The sequence below is a fragment of the Ochrobactrum sp. A-1 genome, assembly GCF_022488005.1.
In the GTDB taxonomy this organism is placed as follows: Bacteria; Pseudomonadota; Alphaproteobacteria; order Rhizobiales; family Rhizobiaceae; genus Brucella.
Genome location: NZ_JAKVQC010000007.1, coordinates 13521 through 30551, shown reverse-complemented (window position 1 = coordinate 30551; position 17031 = coordinate 13521). Strand labels below are relative to the sequence as shown.

The following is a 17031-nucleotide window of genomic DNA, read 5'->3' as shown; positions in this document are numbered from 1 at the left end:
GGGGTTAAAACCGTCGGCGCACGAGAATGATGATTGACTCCGCCTTTTCATTAGGTAGACTGGTCTACCTAATAGGTGGACCAAATGTGATGAGCGATCCCGCGACGACAAGTTCAAGACCGGCACGCGAGCGGCTTTTAGCAGCGGCGGCGGAACTGTTTTACGACGAAGGCATTGCTGCGACCGGGATCGACGCGATCATCCAGCGCGCGGGCGTGGCGAAACAAAGTCTCTACAACAACTTCGCATCCAAGGCGGAACTGGTGGCCACTTATCTGGAGCATCGTCATGCCGAATGGCTGGGCCTCTATGAAAAGCGCATGGAAAAGGCATCCACCCCGATGAACGGGATACTGGCGGTCTTCGACGCTTATCGCGACCACGCGGAATTTGCCTACGAACATGGATTTCGCGGTTGCGGCCTGCTGAATGCGGCAGCAGAGCTGCCCGCTGGGGATCCGGGCCGCGAGGCGGTGAGAAAACACAAGGAAGAGGTCGAGGGCCTGCTTGTGACACATCTCACCGGCCTGATCCCCGACGATCCGCCCCGGGTCAGCCAACTGGCCGTGCAGCTCTCCTTCATTCTCGAAGGAGCAATCATGCGGGCTGGCCTTGAAGGCAACAGTGCGCGTCTTGGCGAAGCCAAGGCGATGGTCGCGACCATTTTGAAACCAGTATAAAATGCAATCATCGAAAAGCTATCTTCTGGGAGTGACGGCCATCATCGTCGCTTCCACCATCTGGGGCACGACCGGCACCGCCGCAACCTTCGCGCCCGAGGTCGGCGCGGCTGCGATCGGCGCTGCGGCCATGGGCCTTGGCGGACTGGCGCAAGCCGCAATCGCCTGGCGCGGGCTGATTGCCTCGCGAAAGGCACTTGCCGATCAATGGCGCATCCTCATACTGGGCGCTGTCTGCGTCGCGATTTATCCCCTTGCCTTCTATGGGTCCATGCGGATGGCTGGCGTAACCATTGGAACGGTCATTTCGCTCGGTTCCGCCCCGCTTCTGTCGGCAGGCATCGAGTATCGGCAAAGCGGCTTTCGCCCTTCATTGCGCTGGCTGGCAGGTGCCACGGTCGGCATCATCGGCATGGTCCTGCTCAGCATGTCGGAGGGCGGCGGCGGCCATGCTGCGTCTGCAGAAGGCTCCACGCTCATGGGCGCACTGGTCGGGTTGGTGGCAGGCTTCACTTATGCGCTTTATTCCTCATGCGCGCGCCAGCTAATGCAGGGCGGCATATCATCGACAACCGCAATGGGCGCGACGTTCGGCATAGGCGGTCTTCTGCTGATGCCGGTTCTGATCGCAACCGGTGGGCCGTTCCTCGCCTCATGGAACAATGCGGCTGTGGGTCTATACATGGCCTTCGTGCCAATGTTCCTCGGCTATGTCTGTTTCGGCTACGGGTTGAGCCGTGTTGAAACAAGCGTGGCGACGACGATCACGCTGTTCGAACCGGTTGTCGCCGCGTTTTTCGCGGTGGTGGTTGTCGGCGAACGCCTTTCCGCCCTCGGCTGGTTTGGTGTTCTTCTGGTCGTCATCTGCCTTGTCTGCATCACCATACCAACCCGCAGTCAAAAGACTCAGATCAAAGTCCTTGAGCCATCAACCTGATGCGCCTTTTCACATTTACGCGCATCTTGTCCGCAAACCGTTTCACACTTTTCGAGATGCAGTTTGTTTCAACGCGCATCTTAGTCCGAAAACCGTTTCATACTTTTCGGGATGCGCTTTTTAACCAGGCTTTGACGGCATCGACCGATTCCGGATGGCGCGGCTTTCGAAGGGAAACCGCATAGAAATCTGCGCCCACCCGCAACTCTGTGGCCAGCGGCTGAACGAGGCTGTCTGCGGCAACTTCCTTCTCCACGAAGAAACGGCTTGCCAGTGCCAGCCCCTGCCCGGCAATCGCCGCGTCGATGGCAAGTGACGTCTGGTTGAAGCGAATATTCTTTGGCGAAGTCGACACGCCGCCCGGAAAAGCCTTTTCCAGATAGCGCGGCCAGAAATTATGCCCATCGTGCAGCAGCGGATAGTGCTCCAGATTTTCCGGCATCACCGGATCGCCAAGCCTTTCGACCAGCACCGGGCTTGCAACGGCGACGATCACATGCTCGAAAAGCAGCTCCGCATTCAGCCCCGGACCGAAAGGCGGCTCGCCGTAACGCACCGCCAGATCGACGGCATCGGTCTGGAAATTTGCGACCTTGTCGCTGGCGACAATGCGCAATTCTATATCAGGATGTGCACGCGTGAACTCCGCCAATCGCGGGATCAGCCATTTCGATGCGAAGGTTGGCGTCACGCTGATCGTCAGATGCTGCGGTTCAGGCCGCAGCATTTCGGTCGCCTCCGAAAGCAGGTCGAACGCGCGCCGCACATTGGCAATATATGCACGGGCCGGTTCGGTCATGACCAGCGTACGGGGTTGGCGTTCGAAGAGTTTCAGTCCAAGCTCTGCTTCAAGCCCGCGTATCTGTTGGGCCACCGCCGCCTGCGTCACGCCAAGTTCTTCCGCCGCCAGCCGGAAATTCAAATGCCGCGTGACGACTTCAAACACACGCAGACCGTTGAGCGAGGGAAGTCTTTTCATAAATCGAACTCGATAGATTTTCTACTGATTGGTGTTACGCATTCTCGTTCGTAAGGATAGTGGATTTCCGCTATAACGTCAAAAAATGGCCGTCGATAGTTGCCGCCTGGCGCAACACTCTGAAAAAAGGAACGCATCATGACAATAGAAAAAGTAGCGATTGTAACGGCCGGCGGAAGCGGCATGGGCGCCGCCGCCGCGCGCAGACTGGCGCAGGACGGTTTCAAGGTTGCAATCCTCTCATCCTCCGGCAAGGGCGAAGCACTGGCCGAGGAACTGGGCGGCATCGGCATCACCGGTTCGAACCAGTCGAATGACGATCTGAAGCGCCTTGTGGACGCGGTTCTGGCAAAATGGGGCCGTATCGACGTGCTGGTGAACAGCGCAGGCCACGGCCCGCGCGCGCCGATCCTCGAAATCACCGATGAAGACTGGCACAAGGGGATGGATACCTATTTCCTGAATGCGGTTCGCCCGTCCCGTCTCGTTGTGCCGACGATGCAGAAGCAGAAGTCGGGCGTCATTATCAATATCTCGACCGCATGGGCATTCGAGCCGAGCGCCATGTTCCCGACTTCGGCGGTGTTCCGCGCAGGGCTAGCCTCTTTCACCAAGATTTTCGCCGACACCTATGCAGCCGATAATATCCGCATGAACAATGTTCTTCCGGGCTGGATCGACAGCCTGCCGAAGGTGGAAGAGCGCCGGGCAAGTGTTCCGATGCAGCGCTATGGCACGAGCGAGGAAATTGCCGCGACGATCGCCTTCCTCGCATCGGATGGCGCCGCCTATATCACGGGCCAGAACCTGCGCGTGGATGGCGGCCTGACCCGCGCAGTTTAAACTATGACTCGACGGTGAGCCGCCGCATGGCGGCAGCCGTTTCCTCATTGGCAGGGAAGAAGGTTTCGATCACCACTTCCGACAGCGTGATATCGACGGCGGTACCGAATACTGTCGTCGCGCTCAAAAACTCCAGCGGGCCTTCGCGGCTATCAATCCGGAGCGGAATGGCGACCGGATTATCGGTGACAGTTCCCCCGCCCGAAGAGGCCGCGCGCGGGGGAACCGGATAGGATTTCAGTTCATCGAGAAGTGCTACCAGCCGCGGATCGGCGGAGTTGTCCGCATCGCGGGCAAGGCGCGCAAGAATATGGCTGCGCCATTGCCTGAAATTCAGGATGCGCGGCGCCAGCCCTTCCGGGTGCAGGCTGAGGCGAAGTGCGTTCACCTCCCCCTGCAGAAGATGGTCTGCCACGCCCTCGGTAAGAACACCTACCGCCTTGTTCGCCAAAAGCAGGGTCCAATGCCTGTCTATGGCAAGTGCGGGATGCGGGTTGTGTCCGTGTAGTAGGGCTTCGATCACGCTTCGCGCAACGGCAAATTCCGGCGCTTCCAACCCTCGCTCACCATGAACCGGAGCATATCCGGCGGCGACCAGCATCCGGTTGCGTTCCCGCAATGGCACGTCCAGATGCTCGACCAGACGCAGAACCATCTCGCGGCTTGGCGCCGAGCGCCCGGATTCCAGAAAACTCAGATGACGCTGCGAAATCTCGGCCTCCATCGCCAAGGAGAGCTGGCTGAAACGGCGACGCTGCCGCCATTCCCTGAGAAGCGACCCGACTGTCTGTTGTGTTTCGGTCATAAGCCTGTCCGATCTCTCCGACAATTTGCTCTGCGCGTCACGGCTGGCAGATGCATTCTGGAATGCGCCGCAAAATTCATAGCAACAATTACCTCTCACGTAATCGACCCCATAACGCAACAGCGCAAATATGCAGCCGGCCCGAAGAACGGGACGCCAAAATGAAAGGTCGATAGGATGAAAACCGTACAAACCGTATTTGCTCTCAAGCCACTTGTCGCCATCGACGCCATCACCTGCGCCGCGATGGGTGTCGCCCTTGTCGCAGCCTCAGCACCGATGGGCGAACTGACTGGAATTCCAGCGTCGTTGCTTTACTGGGCAGGCGTACTGCTGCTGCCGACAGCGGCCTTCATGGCCTGGGTATCGCAGAGCGCAAGTCCACCGGCATGGGCGGTGACTTCATCATTCTCGGCAATGGCGCATGGGTAGCAGCCAGCCTTTTCCTGCCAGTTGCGGGGATGATTATCCCCAATCTGTTCGGCTGGACCTTTCTCGTTGGTCAGGCGGCAGCAGTGACAGCGCTTACCGGGCTCGAAATTCGCGCCAGCCGTACGCTTCAAGCTGCATTCTGATCGAACGGAGATATCAAATGACCGCTTATGCAATCGCACAGCTTCGCAATGTCAGGGTCAATCAGGGAATTGTCGATTATCTGAAAGCCATCGATGGAACTCTGGCGCCCTTCGACGGACACTTCATCATTCACGGTGGACCGAAGGATGAACTGGAAGGCCTATCGCCGGACGATCTGATCGTCATCGCGTTTCCAGATCTCACGACGGCGCGCAACTGGTATGCCTCGCCCGCCTATCAGGCGATTATCGAATGGCGCAGGCAAGGATCAGAAGGAGAGGTGTTTCTGATCGACGGCGTCGATAAAGATCACCGCGCCGCCGATATTCTATGAAGCCGAACCAATCCGGCGACAGTTTTCACACTATCGCCGGATTTTCCGGTCAGGCCGAATAACGTTTGGTGCCATCCATCCACGTTTCGCTGACCTTGATCTTGCCGATCTTCACATCCGGCGTGGTCGGATCTTCTTCCAGAATGGCGAAGTCTGCGAACTTTCCGGTTTCCAGCGAGCCTATCTGGTCTTCCATGTGGCACTGCCAGGCCGCATCAATGGTGACGGCGCGCAGCGCTGCATCCACCGGGATGCGCTCTTCAGGGAAGAACACGTCGCCGCCTTCATTCATCACGCGGGTGACGGCATCCTCGACGTAGCGCAGCGGCTCAATCGGCGTCACGTTCCAGTCGGAATGAAGCGATATTTTGAGACCCGCTGCCAACGCCGATGCACACGGATCATAGAAGCGGGCGCGTTCAGGCCCCAGAAGACGGTCGCGGAACGCCTTGCCCCACCAGCGCACATGGCCGATCAGGAAAGACGGCGAAACGCCCATATCCTTCATGCGCACCATTTGTTCCGGATGGAAAACGCTGCAATGTTCGATGCGATGGCGAAGATCGCTGTTCGAAGATTTGCCGAGGACAGCTTCATAAGCGTCCAGAACCATATCGATTGCCGCATCGCCATTGGCGTGAACGCCAACCTGCCAGCCGCCTTCATGCGCCCGGCGGATGACATCGGTTACCTGCTCAAGGCTGTAGTTCAACGCGCCGCGCGCATCGGTGCCCAGATAGTTTTCGCGCTGATAGCCGGTCTGGGCCTGATTGGACCCATCCGCCCACGCCTTGATACCATCGACGCGGAAAAGATCGTTGCCGCGACCGGGCTTGATTCCTTCCTTCTCCCATTCGTCCATGATTGTTGACACAAGCATGCCGCGATAACGCACCGGGGCCTTGCCTTCGCCCAGAACCGCATCGAGGATTTTCAGGTCCTGCGCACCGGCCATGATGCCAATGCCGCAATCGTGCAGCATGGTGCAGCCGACAGAACTTGCGTGATCCAGAAAACGCTGGACGCGCCCGATCATATCCGCCGCCGTCGGAGACGGCATGGCGCCAAGGAATTCCTGCTGCGCCGCCATTTCCTCCAGACGCCCGGTCAGGTTGCCATTGGCATCCTTCACAAAGCGCGCGCCGGATGGATCAGGTGTCTCGCGGGTGATGCCAGCGGCCTTGAAGGCCGCACTGTTGGCATAGGCAATATGGCCATTGCTTTCCTGCATGAAGAACGGATTGTTGGGCGCAAGCGCATCCAGTTCGGCAATGGTCGGGATTTTGGCATCGCGGGTGATGCTGGCATCGAACTGCTGCGCGCGCACCCATTCGCCCGGCTTGGCATCCGCCACGCCTTTCTGCAGCTTCGACCAGACGGTCGCGTAATCCGGTGTCGTGATCGGGCTGACATCGATCCAGTCCTCGAAGGCCGTGAACACGAAATGCATATGCGGATCGATCAAGCCCGGCATCAGGGTCCGGCCCTGAAGGTCCACCACCTGCGCTCCGGAAGCGATGGCAGATTGCACATCATCCAGCTTGCCGACGGCCAATATCTTGTTGCCGCGGATGGCGATCGCTTCGGCGCGCGGTGCCTTGTCGTTCATGGTCAGGATCGTCCCGCCCTTGAAGATGATATCAACTGCGGGTGCTGCAGCCTGCTGCGCAAAGGCCATACCCGGCGACGAACAGGCAAAGGCCGAAGTCGCGGCGGCAGCGCCGAGATATTTGAGAAAATCACGCCTGGAGGCTGTAGACCGCAGGAACGCCACCATACCAGGATTACAGGCTATACACATCCGAATATCCTTCTTTACCGCCGCAGCGAAAAGATCATCGTTCAAACGACAACTAATTTTCTGATCGTCACGATAATGATGCAGTATTACAATTTATTAAACAGAAATTATTCTTCCATTGATTAGGATTTGCTAAAATAAATATTACCAACAAAGAAAAACCACTGACGATAAACATAAACCTGGATATATGTTTTGACGCACGAAACAATCCGACGAAGATCGACGGATTTCATAGAAATGCCCGCAATTTCCTGATGCATTGTCAGCCGCGTTTGGCTTTTTTCCGCGTCTGCTTCGCTTCGTTATGCGCTATGGCGGCATGAACGAGCGCGATGAAGGCATCCTCGTTGACCTCTTCACCCTCACTTATATCCAGCGCGCGGCGCGTATTGCCTTCAAGACTGGAATTAAAGATGCGCTCCGGATCATCCAGCGCTGCGCCGTTGGCAAAGGTCAGCTTCACGACCTTCTTGTAGGTCTCGCCAGTACAGATGATGCCGTCATGCGACCAAACCGGAACGCCGCGCCATTTCCATTCCTCGATCACGGCCGGATCGGCCTTCTTTATCAGCGCACGCATTCTGGCAAGTGTCTCGCCGCGCCAGTCGCCGAGTTCGGCAATCCGCCCATCAATCAGCTTTGAAGCCTCATTATCGTCTGCCATGAAATCCCTCCTCCCAGAGCACGTTTCGATCTGCGCTCTAACCTACATTTTCTCGCCCGGCAGCTGGCTTGCTTGCCTGATCCAGTCCGCGAGCTGCGCTTCATCCACATCGTCCTGCTCGTGAATATGGAAGTAGCGCGTATCCTGGCTCTTGGATTCGACCGGCGGCATCGGCTTCAGCTTTGCGCCGCGAAAGAACGCCACTTTTATATATTTGTCGAAACAATGATAGCTGAGGAACCAGCCCTCTCCCTTCATGCCATAGAAGGGCGAATTCCATTTGACCGCCTTGTGCACATCGGGAACGGTTCGCACGACAAGAGCATCGAGGCGGCGACCTGCTTCGCTTTTCCATCCCGGCATGGCGGCAATATAGGCCTGAACCGGCATGTCCCCTTCCCCTTTTGCAATCTGGGGATTGCCGCCCGACAAAAGCACCGGACCGTCAGGTTTTTTATCGGTCATCACGTTTCCTCCACTGATCACCTTCCGCCGGGGCCCCTCATCGAGATGACCATAACATCTCAACTGGTTTGCGACCAAGCTTTGGATCACAGGAAAGAACAACTCCCGTTTCGGCCACGCCTCGTGTAAGCAAAGCTGACCACATCAAACAAGCAGATGGCGATGAGACGATTTTTCAACCCTGCGGTACTCGGAACTGCTCTGGCATTTCTATCCCTGAGCCAGATAAATCTTGCGCATGCGGAAGAAAATCTGCCTCGCCTCCTGCCAGAACCCGGCGTGAGCGCGCATATCGAGAGACACAAAGAGGGTTATGTTCTGATCCAGCCCGATGGGTCGAATCTCGTTTTGCTGGATTCCGACTGGCTCACCGGGTTGGACGGACCGGTTGGCTTCGAAATCGCCGATTATAATTTCGATGGATACAGCGATTTCGCCTTAAGTGCCCGTGAAGCGGGAAGCCTTGATGTCGGCGTTGCCGTTTATCTCTACAATCCGAAGGTCAAAGCCTTTTCTCTCCTGATAATCGAGGACGAACTTAGCGGGAAACTGAACTGCGGCGAGCTATGGAATGTCGAGCGCATCCCGGAGCGAAAGCTCATCAAAAGCAGTTGCAGTCTGGACGGGCATTATAGCCGGGTAGACATCCTGTCGATCGATCACGACCAGACGGTGCGGCTTGTGGAACAGTCGCGCCCGGAAGAGCAGATGTCCGGCTGGCCCTACCTGATAAAACCCATGCGCATGGTGATCTATGACCCGCGGGGAAACAGCATTCTCGAAACCCCCATAGCCCCGGATGAAACGGAACAAGGCTGGGAAGTTCCTATTGAAAAGCTGACCCTATACAGCAATCCTGACCAGCAAAGCGCCACAAACGTCTATCTGGGCAAGGACGACAAGGTGCGCAAGCTTGCCTATGCCGGTGATGACTGGATGAAGATCGTCTATCAGGGCAAAGCCGGACCGCTGGAGGGCTGGATATCCCTGAAAGAAGCCTATGATCTTGCGGTATGGCAGGCCGAAAACGGACAAAAGCCGCAATCCTTGCAGCTCGGCCTCGCGGATTACAGCGGCGTCGACAAGGATCAGGATTACTACAAGCACCTGTTCACACTGACGTTGGCCAATGAAAGTCGCGAAGCCATTGAACTCAACTACGGTGAATTGCACCTGATTTTCACATCTGTGGACGGCCGGCAGACCACACACAAGCTCTATGACCTCTTCAACAAGACGCTTGAACCGGGAATGAGCGAAACGCTCGACGACAACCCCGTGCAAAAGCGAGGCGGACAGTATGTGATTTATCACCCAGTCAACGATGAAGACGCCTATTCGTCATTCTTCCCCGAAGGACTGGCGGTCGGGAAATACAAGATCCGCCCCGTTGTGACTGGCCCCAACCTCAAGCCCCCCATTTACGGTCCCGACGAAATCGAGATGGATTACCCGCCCAAGCTACCGGACAGCCTGATCGAGCCGTGAGCCGGCACTTGATCGCGCAAGAGCATCCAGAGCCATACTCATCGGCAGAGCGGGCGCAAACAGGAAGCCCTGCCCGCTGTTGCAGCCGAGTTTACACAGCATATCGCGGTCTTCCTCCGTCTCGATCCCCTCGGCAGTAACCTTGATGCCAAGAGCATCGCCAAGCTCGACCATGGCCCGCACGATATGCTGGTCGCCCTCGGATTCGGCGATACCACGCACAAAAACCTTATCGATCTTGATCTTGGTGACGAGGCCTTTCTTCAAAGAAGCAAAAGTGGCGAAACCGGTGCCGAAATCGTCAAGCGCGATAGAAATCCCGGCATCCGACAACGCGCCCAGACTGTCATTCATCCCACGCTGATCGAACGGTGCCTCCTCCGTAATTTCGATCTCCAGCATGGATATCGGCAGATCGCGTTTTTCCATCTGGGACAGGATTTCATGCGGGATGCGCCCTCCCGCCAGTTCGCGAGGCGAGAGATTCATGGCGACCGTCAGATCGCTGCGTCCACCTTCGGTGAGCTTGTCGATCATCTCGCAGCAATTGAAAAACACATTATGTGTGAGCTGGCGAACCACTCCCACTTCGCAGGCAACGTCTATGATTTCCGGCGGAGCGATTGTGCCATGCTGCGAATGATCCCAGCGAAGCAGCGCCTCAAACCCGATCATCCGCCCGCTGGAAAGCTCGACCACCGGCTGGAAGTAGGTTTGGATCTGCCCGGTTTCGATTGCGATGCGCAGATCACGCTCGATGCTCTGCTTGCGCTCCCACTCATGCTGAAGGCGTTTCTCGAAAAAGTAATATTCATTGCGGCCACGCTTTTTGGCGGCATAAAGGGCGAAATCAGCCTGCAGCAGCATGTCCACGGGATCGAGACGTTCAAGTCGGCAGATACCGACACAGGCACCAATCTCGACCGATAAAATGCCCTGATAATGCGCCGTCAAACTGCCGATAATGCGCGCGGCCACCAGTCCCGCCTCTATCTTCGCCGTCGGTTCTGGATAAAGAAGCACGAATTCATCGCCGCCAATGCGCGCCAGAACGGATCGTTCCGGTGAAACATGACGGATGCGTTGCGCAATGGCGACCAGGAGATCGTCACCCATTTTGTGGCCGTAGGTGTCGTTGACGGATTTGAACCCGTCGAGATCGATCAGCATGACAATGAACGGACCGTCCTTCACCGGAAACAAACGGATAGATGTTTCCAAACCACGCCGGTTGAAGAGCCCGGTCAACGGGTCTTCCTGCGACTTGAGCGCCATTTCGTCAGCTGTCTGTTTGGCTTCGTGCTTCAGTCTGCTCGTTTCTATGAACCTGCGCTGCCCGAGCAGCGCGCCGCGCGTAAGCCCGCACCAGAACAGAACGACAGCGACAGCAATCACGCCAAATTGCAGGTCGGCCTGCAGAGCCAAGCACACCACAGTCACAACGAGCGGCGGCGTTATGAAATTGATGGCAACGGACGCATAGGATGAACCATAGGTAACTGCGCCCGCGCAGATACCGGCCAGAATGACCAGATACACTGATGACTGCGGATCAGAAAACCCATGGGAAAGAATTGCGACACCGGCCCAGACGAAACCGGCCATGGCACCAAGCAGTTGAAACCGGGTAAGCTGGCGCTGCAGAACCGCGATATTCTCAACCGGCGCAGCCGGGCTCCTATAATAGGCTATGGCATCGATGAAGCGCAGCGTATTGATGATATTGACCAGCGCGAACCAGATAATGGGCATCCAGAAATGCCCCGCAGCAATCTGGACAAGCAAAATGAGCGCGGACAAAATCGTGCTGATGGGCATCGAGAAGCGCGCACCGTCGCAAATCTCCCTGAGCTGGTCCGTAAGTATCTTGTCGGCTATCGGACTTTCCTGCCTGCCATAGGCAGACCTGACCAGTTGAAGCCAATATGCAGTTCTCGACCCCATTTAAACGCCACCACTGGCCAGAGCATGTTCAGCTTTTCCCGATCAGGACGCCCCCCTGTTCCCGATCGAAAAGGAATGACAGCAAACCTGCCCCCAACTGACAAGTATAACATGCATGCAATCTAAAATGCCAATGGTACGGCAGTTCAATCAAGACGATTACTTCGGTGGATAAGGCATACCATCGACATGCCGCCGGAGACACGCGCTCAACAATAGTTATGGATGGACTATCCGCAAACTACTCGGTCGGCTGCTCTTCCGCCGTCAGCAGCAACTTGTCGATGCGGCGCCCGTCGAGATCGACAATTTCGAACACCCATCCGTGCTTGACGAAGGTTTCGCCTACATCCGGCAGATGCTTCATTTCCTCCAGCGCCAGCCCGGCGACGGTGTTGTATTCCGCGTCGTCGTCTATCGGGAACCGCAGAAACTCGGAGAACTCGTCAATCGGCATCCAGCCCGAGACCAGGTAAGAGCCATCCGCCCGGCGTACAATCGCCTTCTCCTCGACATGATCCTCCTGCATGGCGCCGATGATCGCTTCCATCACATCGCCCGCAGTGATCACACCTTCGAAATGGCCATATTCGTCGTAGACGAGCACCATATGGGTCGGCGTGCCACGGATAGCTTCCACCACGTCCAGCGCATCGGAAAAATCCGAAACGACCGGAACATCCCGGATAATCTCGCGCAGATTGACGCTACCTTTGGAGGAGAGCTGATTGAAGAAGTCGCGGACTTGCAGAACGCCGATCACTTCGTCGGAATCCTCGCCGCGCACCGGAAGCCGCGACCGGCTTGTATTTTGTAGCTGCTCGCGGATTTCGTCGAAGCTGTCGTCTATATCGACCATGTCGACATCCATGCGCGGCGTCATCAACCCGCGCGCCGTCCGGTCGGCCAGGCGCATAACGCCTGCAATCATGCGGGATTCCTCCGTCTCGATCACGCCTGCACTATGCGCTTCAGCGAGGACGGACTTGATTTCTTCATCGGTCACGCCGTCGCTCGACTTGCCCGACTGACCGAGCAGTTTCAGCACCAGACGGCCCGACGTATCGAGAAGCCAGACCAGAGGTGCCGCCAGCCTGGACAAGAGCGTCATCGTCGGCGCGACACGGCTTGCAACCGCTTCCGGTTCACGCAGCGCGATCTGCTTCGGCACGAGTTCGCCGACGATCAGCGACAGATAGGTGATGAGCACGACAACGGAACCGACGCCAAGCGCATCGGCAAGAGCTGGCGATAAACCTTGTCCCAGAAGCCAGCCCGACAGACGCGCACCCAGTGTTGCGCCCGAAAACGCACCCGACAGGATGCCGACAAGGGTGATGCCAATCTGGACGGTGGACAGGAAACGACCGGGATTATCTGCAAGCTCGATGGCCATGCGGGCGCCCCGGCTGCCCTTGTCGGCCATTACCCTCAGTCGTGCCGGACGGGAGGAAACCACTGCGAGTTCCGACATGGCAAGAACACCATTGAGGATCGTCAACAGCACGACCGTAATTATTTCAAAGTACAAAACTGCCCCTCGGGATCAGATAATCGGAATATAATGATAGAAAGGAACCGGCCTTCTTTCCAGAGGCGACCACACAAAATACTGCGATACTGTCGGAATTGCAGTAGTTATGTGCTCTCTTCTGACTGGTTTCACCTGCCTTTTCTCTTCCTTCCAGTAAACGATTCACGATGCAGATAAAACGGCATAACCATCCTCTGGTCAGGCCAATTAGGTTCAACAGCCGAAATTCAGTAGGTCTTTCCCGCCACGCTACGGGTTTTTTGCTGCTCGCGCAAAATTGGCTTGACCAGAAACCGGTAGCCTTCTACTTCTTCCATTCATAGGTGATGAAACTTTGCGCGTGGGAGGAAGCGCGATGGGAGGATTGCCGTTAGCGACAGCGCGCGCCGATACCGCGCCGATCTTGCTCAAGCTGGATTCCGTTTCCAAAGAATTTCCGGGCGTCAAAGCCTTGTCGAATGTCAGCTTCGAATTGCGGGCGGGCGAAGTTCATGCCGTCTGCGGCGAAAATGGCGCAGGCAAATCGACCTTGATGAAGATCGTCAGCGGCGTTTATCAGCCGGATGGCGGGACGATCCATTATCGTGACCAGCCTGTCCGCTTTGCCTCGACGCTTGAATCGGAAGCGGCTGGCATCGCCATCATCCATCAGGAACTGAACCTCGTTCCGCATTTGAGCGTTGCCGAGAACATCTATCTCGCCCGCGAGCCGAAACGCGGCTTCTTTGTCGACCGCCGCAAGCTGAAGGAAGATGCACAGCGTTGCCTCGACCGGCTTGGCGTCAAGATTGATCCGTCGGCACAGGTGCTGAACCTGTCGGTCGCCCAATGCCAGATGGTCGAAATCGCCAAGGCGCTCTCGCTCAATGCCTCCGTCCTCATCATGGATGAACCGACCTCTTCGCTGACAGAGCAGGAAGCGCAGCTTCTGTTCAAGGTTATCCGTGAACTGAAAGCGCAAGGCACCGGTATCGTCTATATTTCCCACCGTCTTGATGAAATGGCGGAGATTGTCGACCGCGTCACCATCCTGCGCGACGGGCGTTATGTCTGGACCAAGGACTTTGACGCTGTGACCGTCGATGAAATCGTGGCCGGGATGGTCGGGCGCTCGCTTGATGAAAAGTTTCCGGAACCGACAAGAAAACCAACGGAGGAAGTCATTTTCTCGGTTGCGGGGCTCACACGGAGCGGCGTCTTCGAGAATATCGGCTTTGAACTTCGGCGCGGCGAAATCCTCGGCTTTGCCGGGTTGATGGGCGCGGGGCGTACGGAAGTGGCGCGCGCGATCTTCGGCGCCGATCCGCACGATGCCGGAACCATCGTGCTTGAAGGTGAGACGCTGTCCATCTCCAGCCCGCGCGACGCCATCGAGGCGGGCATCGCCTATCTGTCGGAAGACCGCAAGGCGCAGGGGCTGGCCGTCAAGATGCCGGTCGATGCCAATCTCACGCTCGCCAATATGGAAGCCGTCAGCAGTTCCTATGGTGTGATCGATTTCGAACGGCAGCGGCAGGCAAGCCAGCGTTATGTCGATCTTCTCAACATCAAGACACCGGGACTGGCCCAGCCCGTTCGTCTGCTGTCGGGCGGCAACCAGCAGAAGATCATCATCGGCAAATGGCTGTTCCGCGAGCCGCGCATCATGTTCTTCGACGAGCCGACGCGGGGCATCGATGTCGGTGCAAAATTTGCGATCTACCAAATCATGGACGAACTGGCTGCAAGGGGTATCGGCATTATGCTGATCAGCTCGGAACTGCCGGAAATTCTCGGGCTTTCGGACCGCGTGGCGGTCTTTCACGAGGGACGCATCACTGCCGTCCTGAACACGGCTGCGACATCGCAGGAAGAAATCATGACCTATGCTTCCGGTCGGGGCCGGCAGGACAAATGAGGACGCAGTAATGGCCGAAATCACTACGGACAAGCCCCAGCAGACGGCAAAATCCAAGGGGCTCAGCGACCGTCAGAAGGATATCATCCAGAAATTTGCGGCTGTCGGCAGCCTGATCATTCTAGCGGCGATCTTTTCCGTCACCAGCAGCGCCTTCATGACCGTCAACAATGCGATGACCATCGCCTTGCAGGTGACGTCGATCGCATTTCTCGGCATCGGTGCAACCTATGTCATCATAACCGGCGGCATCGATCTTTCGGTCGGTTCGGTTCTGGCGCTTGCCGGTGTGGTGGCGGCCCTTGCCGTCAAGGACCTTTCGATGCCCATCCCGCTCGCCATGCTGCTCGGCATATTGACGGGATCACTCTGCGGCCTCATCAACGGCGTCGTCATCACAAAACTCAAGCTGCCGCCCTTCATCGCCACGCTCGGCATGATGCTGATCGCGCGCGGTGTGGCGCTTCAGATCACCGGCGCGCGCGCCGTTTCCGGCCTTGGCGAATCCTTCGGCGTGCTGGGCAACGGCTCGCTGTTTCGCATCGAGAGCATCGACGAACAGGGTTTTCCGGTCGTCACCTTTCCCGGCATTCCCTACCCGGTGGTGCTGATGATCGTGATCGCGATTGCGGCAGCACTCGTCTTGAACCGCACCGTGCTTGGCCGCCACATCTATGCCATCGGATCGAATGCCGAGGCTGCACGGCTTTCCGGTGTCAATGTCGCCCGCGTAACGGCGTTTACCTATGTCGTTTCGGGAACACTGGCGGGTTTGACGGGCTGCGTTCTCATGTCCCGCCTCGTGACTGCACAGCCCAATGAAGGCGTCGCCTATGAGCTCGACGCCATTGCGAGCGCGGTTATCGGCGGCACGTCGCTCATCGGCGGTGTCGGCACGATTTCGGGTACGTTCATCGGCTCGTTCGTCATCGGAATCCTGCGGAACGGCCTCAATATGAACGGCATTTCCGCTTTCACACAGCAGATCATCATCGGTCTCGTCATTCTGGTCACGGTATGGATCGACCAGATGCGCAACCGCCGATGAGAGGGGAGACGGAATGCGTCAGGCATTCCGGAAAAGGGTAGAGCCAAGAGCTCGATAACAGGAGGAAAACATGCGTAAACTGGTTTCTGCATTGATGGCTTCGGCCTTTGTGCTTGCGGGAGCGGCAGGCGCTTCGGCGGGCGAAATCGCCGTTATCGTCAAGACCGTGAATTCGACTTTCTGGCAGAACGTTCAGAAGGGTGCCGAAGCTGCGATCAAGGATTCCAAGGATCACACCATGACCTTCCAGGGTCCGGCCGCTGAATCGGCCATCGCCGATCAGGTGAACATGGTGGAAAATGCCGTAAACCGCAAAGTGGATGCAATCCTGCTTGCCCCGTCCGACCCGGACGCGCTGACGCCTGCCGTAAAGAAGGCGTGGGAAGCCCGCATTCCGGTCGTCATCATCGACTCGCAGCTCGCCGATGGCAGCGACAAATACTACCAGTCGTTCCTCGCCACCGATAACCGCAAGGCCGGTGAAGCCGCAGCCAAGGCCCTGATCGACAAGGCAGGCACGACCGGCAAGATCGCCGTCATGTCCTATGTTGCAGGCGCTGGCTCGGAAATCGGTCGTGTCGGCGGCTTCGTGGATTACATCAAGGCCAATTCCAAGCTGGAAATCGTCGGCCCCTACTATTCGCAGTCACAGATGGCGACTGCCCTCAACCAGACCACCGACGTTCTGGCGGCCAATGGCGATCTCGTCGGCATCTTCGGCGCCAACGAGCCGACCGCTATCGGCATGGGCCGCGCGATCAAGCAGGCAGGCAAGTCCGGCAAGCTGACCGCCATCGGCTTTGACGGCAATCAGGATCTGCAGGAATTCGTCAAGGACGGCACGCTCAACGCCATCGTCGTTCAGGGTTCCTACCAGATGGGCGAAAAGGGCATTGAAACCCTGCTGAAGGTGCTGAACAAGGAAAAGGTCGAGAAGGTTGTCGATACGGGCGCCGTTGTCGTGACCAAGGACAATATAGACCAGCCGGAAGCCAAGAACGTGCTTTACTAAGCCGGGACGGCTCATACGCGA

The 17031-nt window shown here is 57.3% G+C and carries 17 protein-coding genes; 10 read left to right on the top strand and 7 right to left on the bottom strand.

Going from position 1 to position 17031, the window contains the following annotated elements:
• The first annotated feature begins 89 nt into the window (after positions 1-89).
• A complete protein-coding gene (locus tag MKS82_RS18215) occupies positions 90-680 on the top strand; it encodes a TetR/AcrR family transcriptional regulator (RefSeq protein ID WP_109987450.1) in 591 nt (196 codons plus the stop codon).
• 1 nt (position 681) lies between these two features.
• On the top strand, positions 682-1617 hold the full coding sequence (locus MKS82_RS18210; RefSeq protein ID WP_109987451.1) for a DMT family transporter: 936 nt from the start codon (positions 682-684) through the stop codon (positions 1615-1617).
• A gap of 97 nt (positions 1618-1714) precedes the next feature.
• On the opposite strand, the gene MKS82_RS18205 is transcribed toward MKS82_RS18210, so the two are convergent.
• Complete coding sequence (locus MKS82_RS18205) at positions 1715-2596, bottom strand: LysR substrate-binding domain-containing protein (protein WP_109987452.1); 882 nt, start codon at positions 2594-2596, stop codon at positions 1715-1717.
• 138 nt (positions 2597-2734) lie between these two features.
• On the opposite strand from MKS82_RS18205, the gene MKS82_RS18200 reads away from it, so the two are divergent.
• Positions 2735-3439, top strand: coding sequence for an SDR family oxidoreductase (locus MKS82_RS18200; protein WP_109987453.1), 705 nt, complete (start codon positions 2735-2737; stop codon positions 3437-3439).
• A gap of 1 nt (position 3440) precedes the next feature.
• On the opposite strand, the gene MKS82_RS18195 is transcribed toward MKS82_RS18200, so the two are convergent.
• Positions 3441-4244 (bottom strand): helix-turn-helix domain-containing protein, encoded by an 804-nt coding sequence (locus tag MKS82_RS18195; RefSeq protein ID WP_109987454.1) that lies wholly within the window; start codon positions 4242-4244, stop codon positions 3441-3443.
• A 177-nt stretch (positions 4245-4421) separates the two neighbouring features.
• Here MKS82_RS18195 and MKS82_RS18190 point away from each other — a divergent pair, with 177 nt between their 5' ends.
• The 3 genes from MKS82_RS18190 to MKS82_RS18180 are packed head-to-tail and all read left to right on the top strand — an operon-like array spanning position 4422 to position 5154.
• On the top strand, positions 4422-4676 hold the full coding sequence (locus tag MKS82_RS18190) for a hypothetical protein (RefSeq protein WP_240579151.1): 255 nt from the start codon (positions 4422-4424) through the stop codon (positions 4674-4676).
• Positions 4634-4819 (top strand): hypothetical protein, encoded by a 186-nt coding sequence (locus tag MKS82_RS18185; RefSeq protein WP_240579150.1) that lies wholly within the window; start codon positions 4634-4636, stop codon positions 4817-4819. Before MKS82_RS18190 ends, MKS82_RS18185 begins: the two co-directional genes overlap by 43 nt.
• Before the next feature lie 17 nt (positions 4820-4836).
• Positions 4837-5154, top strand: a complete 318-nt coding sequence (locus MKS82_RS18180) for a DUF1330 domain-containing protein (protein WP_109987455.1) — start codon at positions 4837-4839, stop codon at positions 5152-5154.
• Positions 5155-5203: 49 nt separating this feature from the next.
• Here the strand turns inward: MKS82_RS18180 and MKS82_RS18175 are convergent, their stop codons facing one another.
• The 3 genes from MKS82_RS18175 to MKS82_RS18165 all read right to left on the bottom strand — a co-directional run bounded on the left by MKS82_RS18175 (position 5204) and on the right by MKS82_RS18165 (position 8087).
• Positions 5204-6955, bottom strand: a complete 1752-nt coding sequence (locus tag MKS82_RS18175) for an amidohydrolase (protein WP_109987553.1) — start codon at positions 6953-6955, stop codon at positions 5204-5206.
• 265 nt (positions 6956-7220) lie between these two features.
• A complete protein-coding gene (locus tag MKS82_RS18170; protein ID WP_109987456.1) occupies positions 7221-7622 on the bottom strand; it encodes a DUF1801 domain-containing protein in 402 nt (133 codons plus the stop codon).
• A 42-nt stretch (positions 7623-7664) separates the two neighbouring features.
• The gene (locus MKS82_RS18165) at positions 7665-8087 is read right to left on the bottom strand and encodes a DUF1801 domain-containing protein (protein ID WP_109987457.1); all 423 of its coding nucleotides are present in this window, start codon (positions 8085-8087) and stop codon (positions 7665-7667) included.
• 162 nt (positions 8088-8249) lie between these two features.
• Here MKS82_RS18165 and MKS82_RS18160 point away from each other — a divergent pair, with 162 nt between their 5' ends.
• The gene (locus MKS82_RS18160; RefSeq protein WP_240579149.1) at positions 8250-9575 is read left to right on the top strand and encodes an XAC2610-related protein; all 1326 of its coding nucleotides are present in this window, start codon (positions 8250-8252) and stop codon (positions 9573-9575) included.
• Here the strand turns inward: MKS82_RS18160 and MKS82_RS18155 are convergent.
• Together MKS82_RS18155 and MKS82_RS18150 are read right to left on the bottom strand one after the other, a co-directional pair.
• Positions 9549-11519: a putative bifunctional diguanylate cyclase/phosphodiesterase gene (locus MKS82_RS18155; RefSeq protein ID WP_109987459.1), complete on the bottom strand. Its 1971-nt coding sequence runs from the start codon at positions 11517-11519 to the stop codon at positions 9549-9551. The two genes, MKS82_RS18160 and MKS82_RS18155, sit on opposite strands and share 27 nt — an antisense overlap.
• A 241-nt stretch (positions 11520-11760) precedes the next feature.
• Positions 11761-13050 carry a hemolysin family protein gene (locus tag MKS82_RS18150; RefSeq protein ID WP_109987460.1) on the bottom strand — a complete coding sequence of 430 codons (1290 nt, stop codon included), beginning with the start codon at positions 13048-13050 and terminating at the stop codon, positions 11761-11763.
• A gap of 358 nt (positions 13051-13408) precedes the next feature.
• Here MKS82_RS18150 and MKS82_RS18145 point away from each other — a divergent pair, with 358 nt between their 5' ends.
• The 3 genes from MKS82_RS18145 (at position 13409) to MKS82_RS18135 (ending at position 17010) form a co-directional block, all read left to right on the top strand.
• Positions 13409-14950, top strand: coding sequence for a sugar ABC transporter ATP-binding protein (locus tag MKS82_RS18145; protein WP_109987461.1), 1542 nt, complete (start codon positions 13409-13411; stop codon positions 14948-14950).
• 10 nt (positions 14951-14960) lie between these two features.
• Entirely contained in the window at positions 14961-15998 is a 1038-nt protein-coding gene (locus tag MKS82_RS18140; protein WP_109987462.1) for an ABC transporter permease, read from the top strand.
• A 70-nt stretch (positions 15999-16068) separates the two neighbouring features.
• Positions 16069-17010: an ABC transporter substrate-binding protein gene (locus tag MKS82_RS18135; RefSeq protein ID WP_109987463.1), complete on the top strand. Its 942-nt coding sequence runs from the start codon at positions 16069-16071 to the stop codon at positions 17008-17010.
• Positions 17011-17031 lie beyond the last annotated feature (21 nt).

Bases quoted from the DNA above. Each gene is read 5' to 3' on its own strand.
- MKS82_RS18175 (WP_109987553.1), bottom strand. From the start codon at position 6,955: ATGTGTATAGCCTGTAATCCTGGTATGGTGGCGTTCCTGCGGTCTACA.
- MKS82_RS18135 (WP_109987463.1), top strand. From the start codon at position 16,069: ATGCGTAAACTGGTTTCTGCATTGATGGCTTCGGCCTTTGTGCTTGCG.
- MKS82_RS18195 (WP_109987454.1), bottom strand. From the start codon at position 4,244: ATGACCGAAACACAACAGACAGTCGGGTCGCTTCTCAGGGAATGGCGG.
- MKS82_RS18180 (WP_109987455.1), top strand. From the start codon at position 4,837: ATGACCGCTTATGCAATCGCACAGCTTCGCAATGTCAGGGTCAATCAG.
- MKS82_RS18215 (WP_109987450.1), top strand. From the start codon at position 90: ATGAGCGATCCCGCGACGACAAGTTCAAGACCGGCACGCGAGCGGCTT.
- MKS82_RS18190 (WP_240579151.1), top strand. From the start codon at position 4,422: ATGAAAACCGTACAAACCGTATTTGCTCTCAAGCCACTTGTCGCCATC.
- MKS82_RS18155 (WP_109987459.1), bottom strand. From the start codon at position 11,519: ATGGGGTCGAGAACTGCATATTGGCTTCAACTGGTCAGGTCTGCCTAT.
- MKS82_RS18200 (WP_109987453.1), top strand. From the start codon at position 2,735: ATGACAATAGAAAAAGTAGCGATTGTAACGGCCGGCGGAAGCGGCATG.
- MKS82_RS18170 (WP_109987456.1), bottom strand. From the start codon at position 7,622: ATGGCAGACGATAATGAGGCTTCAAAGCTGATTGATGGGCGGATTGCC.
- MKS82_RS18205 (WP_109987452.1), bottom strand. From the start codon at position 2,596: ATGAAAAGACTTCCCTCGCTCAACGGTCTGCGTGTGTTTGAAGTCGTC.
- MKS82_RS18140 (WP_109987462.1), top strand. From the start codon at position 14,961: ATGGCCGAAATCACTACGGACAAGCCCCAGCAGACGGCAAAATCCAAG.
- MKS82_RS18165 (WP_109987457.1), bottom strand. From the start codon at position 8,087: ATGACCGATAAAAAACCTGACGGTCCGGTGCTTTTGTCGGGCGGCAAT.
- MKS82_RS18145 (WP_109987461.1), top strand. From the start codon at position 13,409: ATGGGAGGATTGCCGTTAGCGACAGCGCGCGCCGATACCGCGCCGATC.
- MKS82_RS18160 (WP_240579149.1), top strand. From the start codon at position 8,250: ATGAGACGATTTTTCAACCCTGCGGTACTCGGAACTGCTCTGGCATTT.
- MKS82_RS18210 (WP_109987451.1), top strand. From the start codon at position 682: ATGCAATCATCGAAAAGCTATCTTCTGGGAGTGACGGCCATCATCGTC.
- MKS82_RS18185 (WP_240579150.1), top strand. From the start codon at position 4,634: ATGGGCGGTGACTTCATCATTCTCGGCAATGGCGCATGGGTAGCAGCC.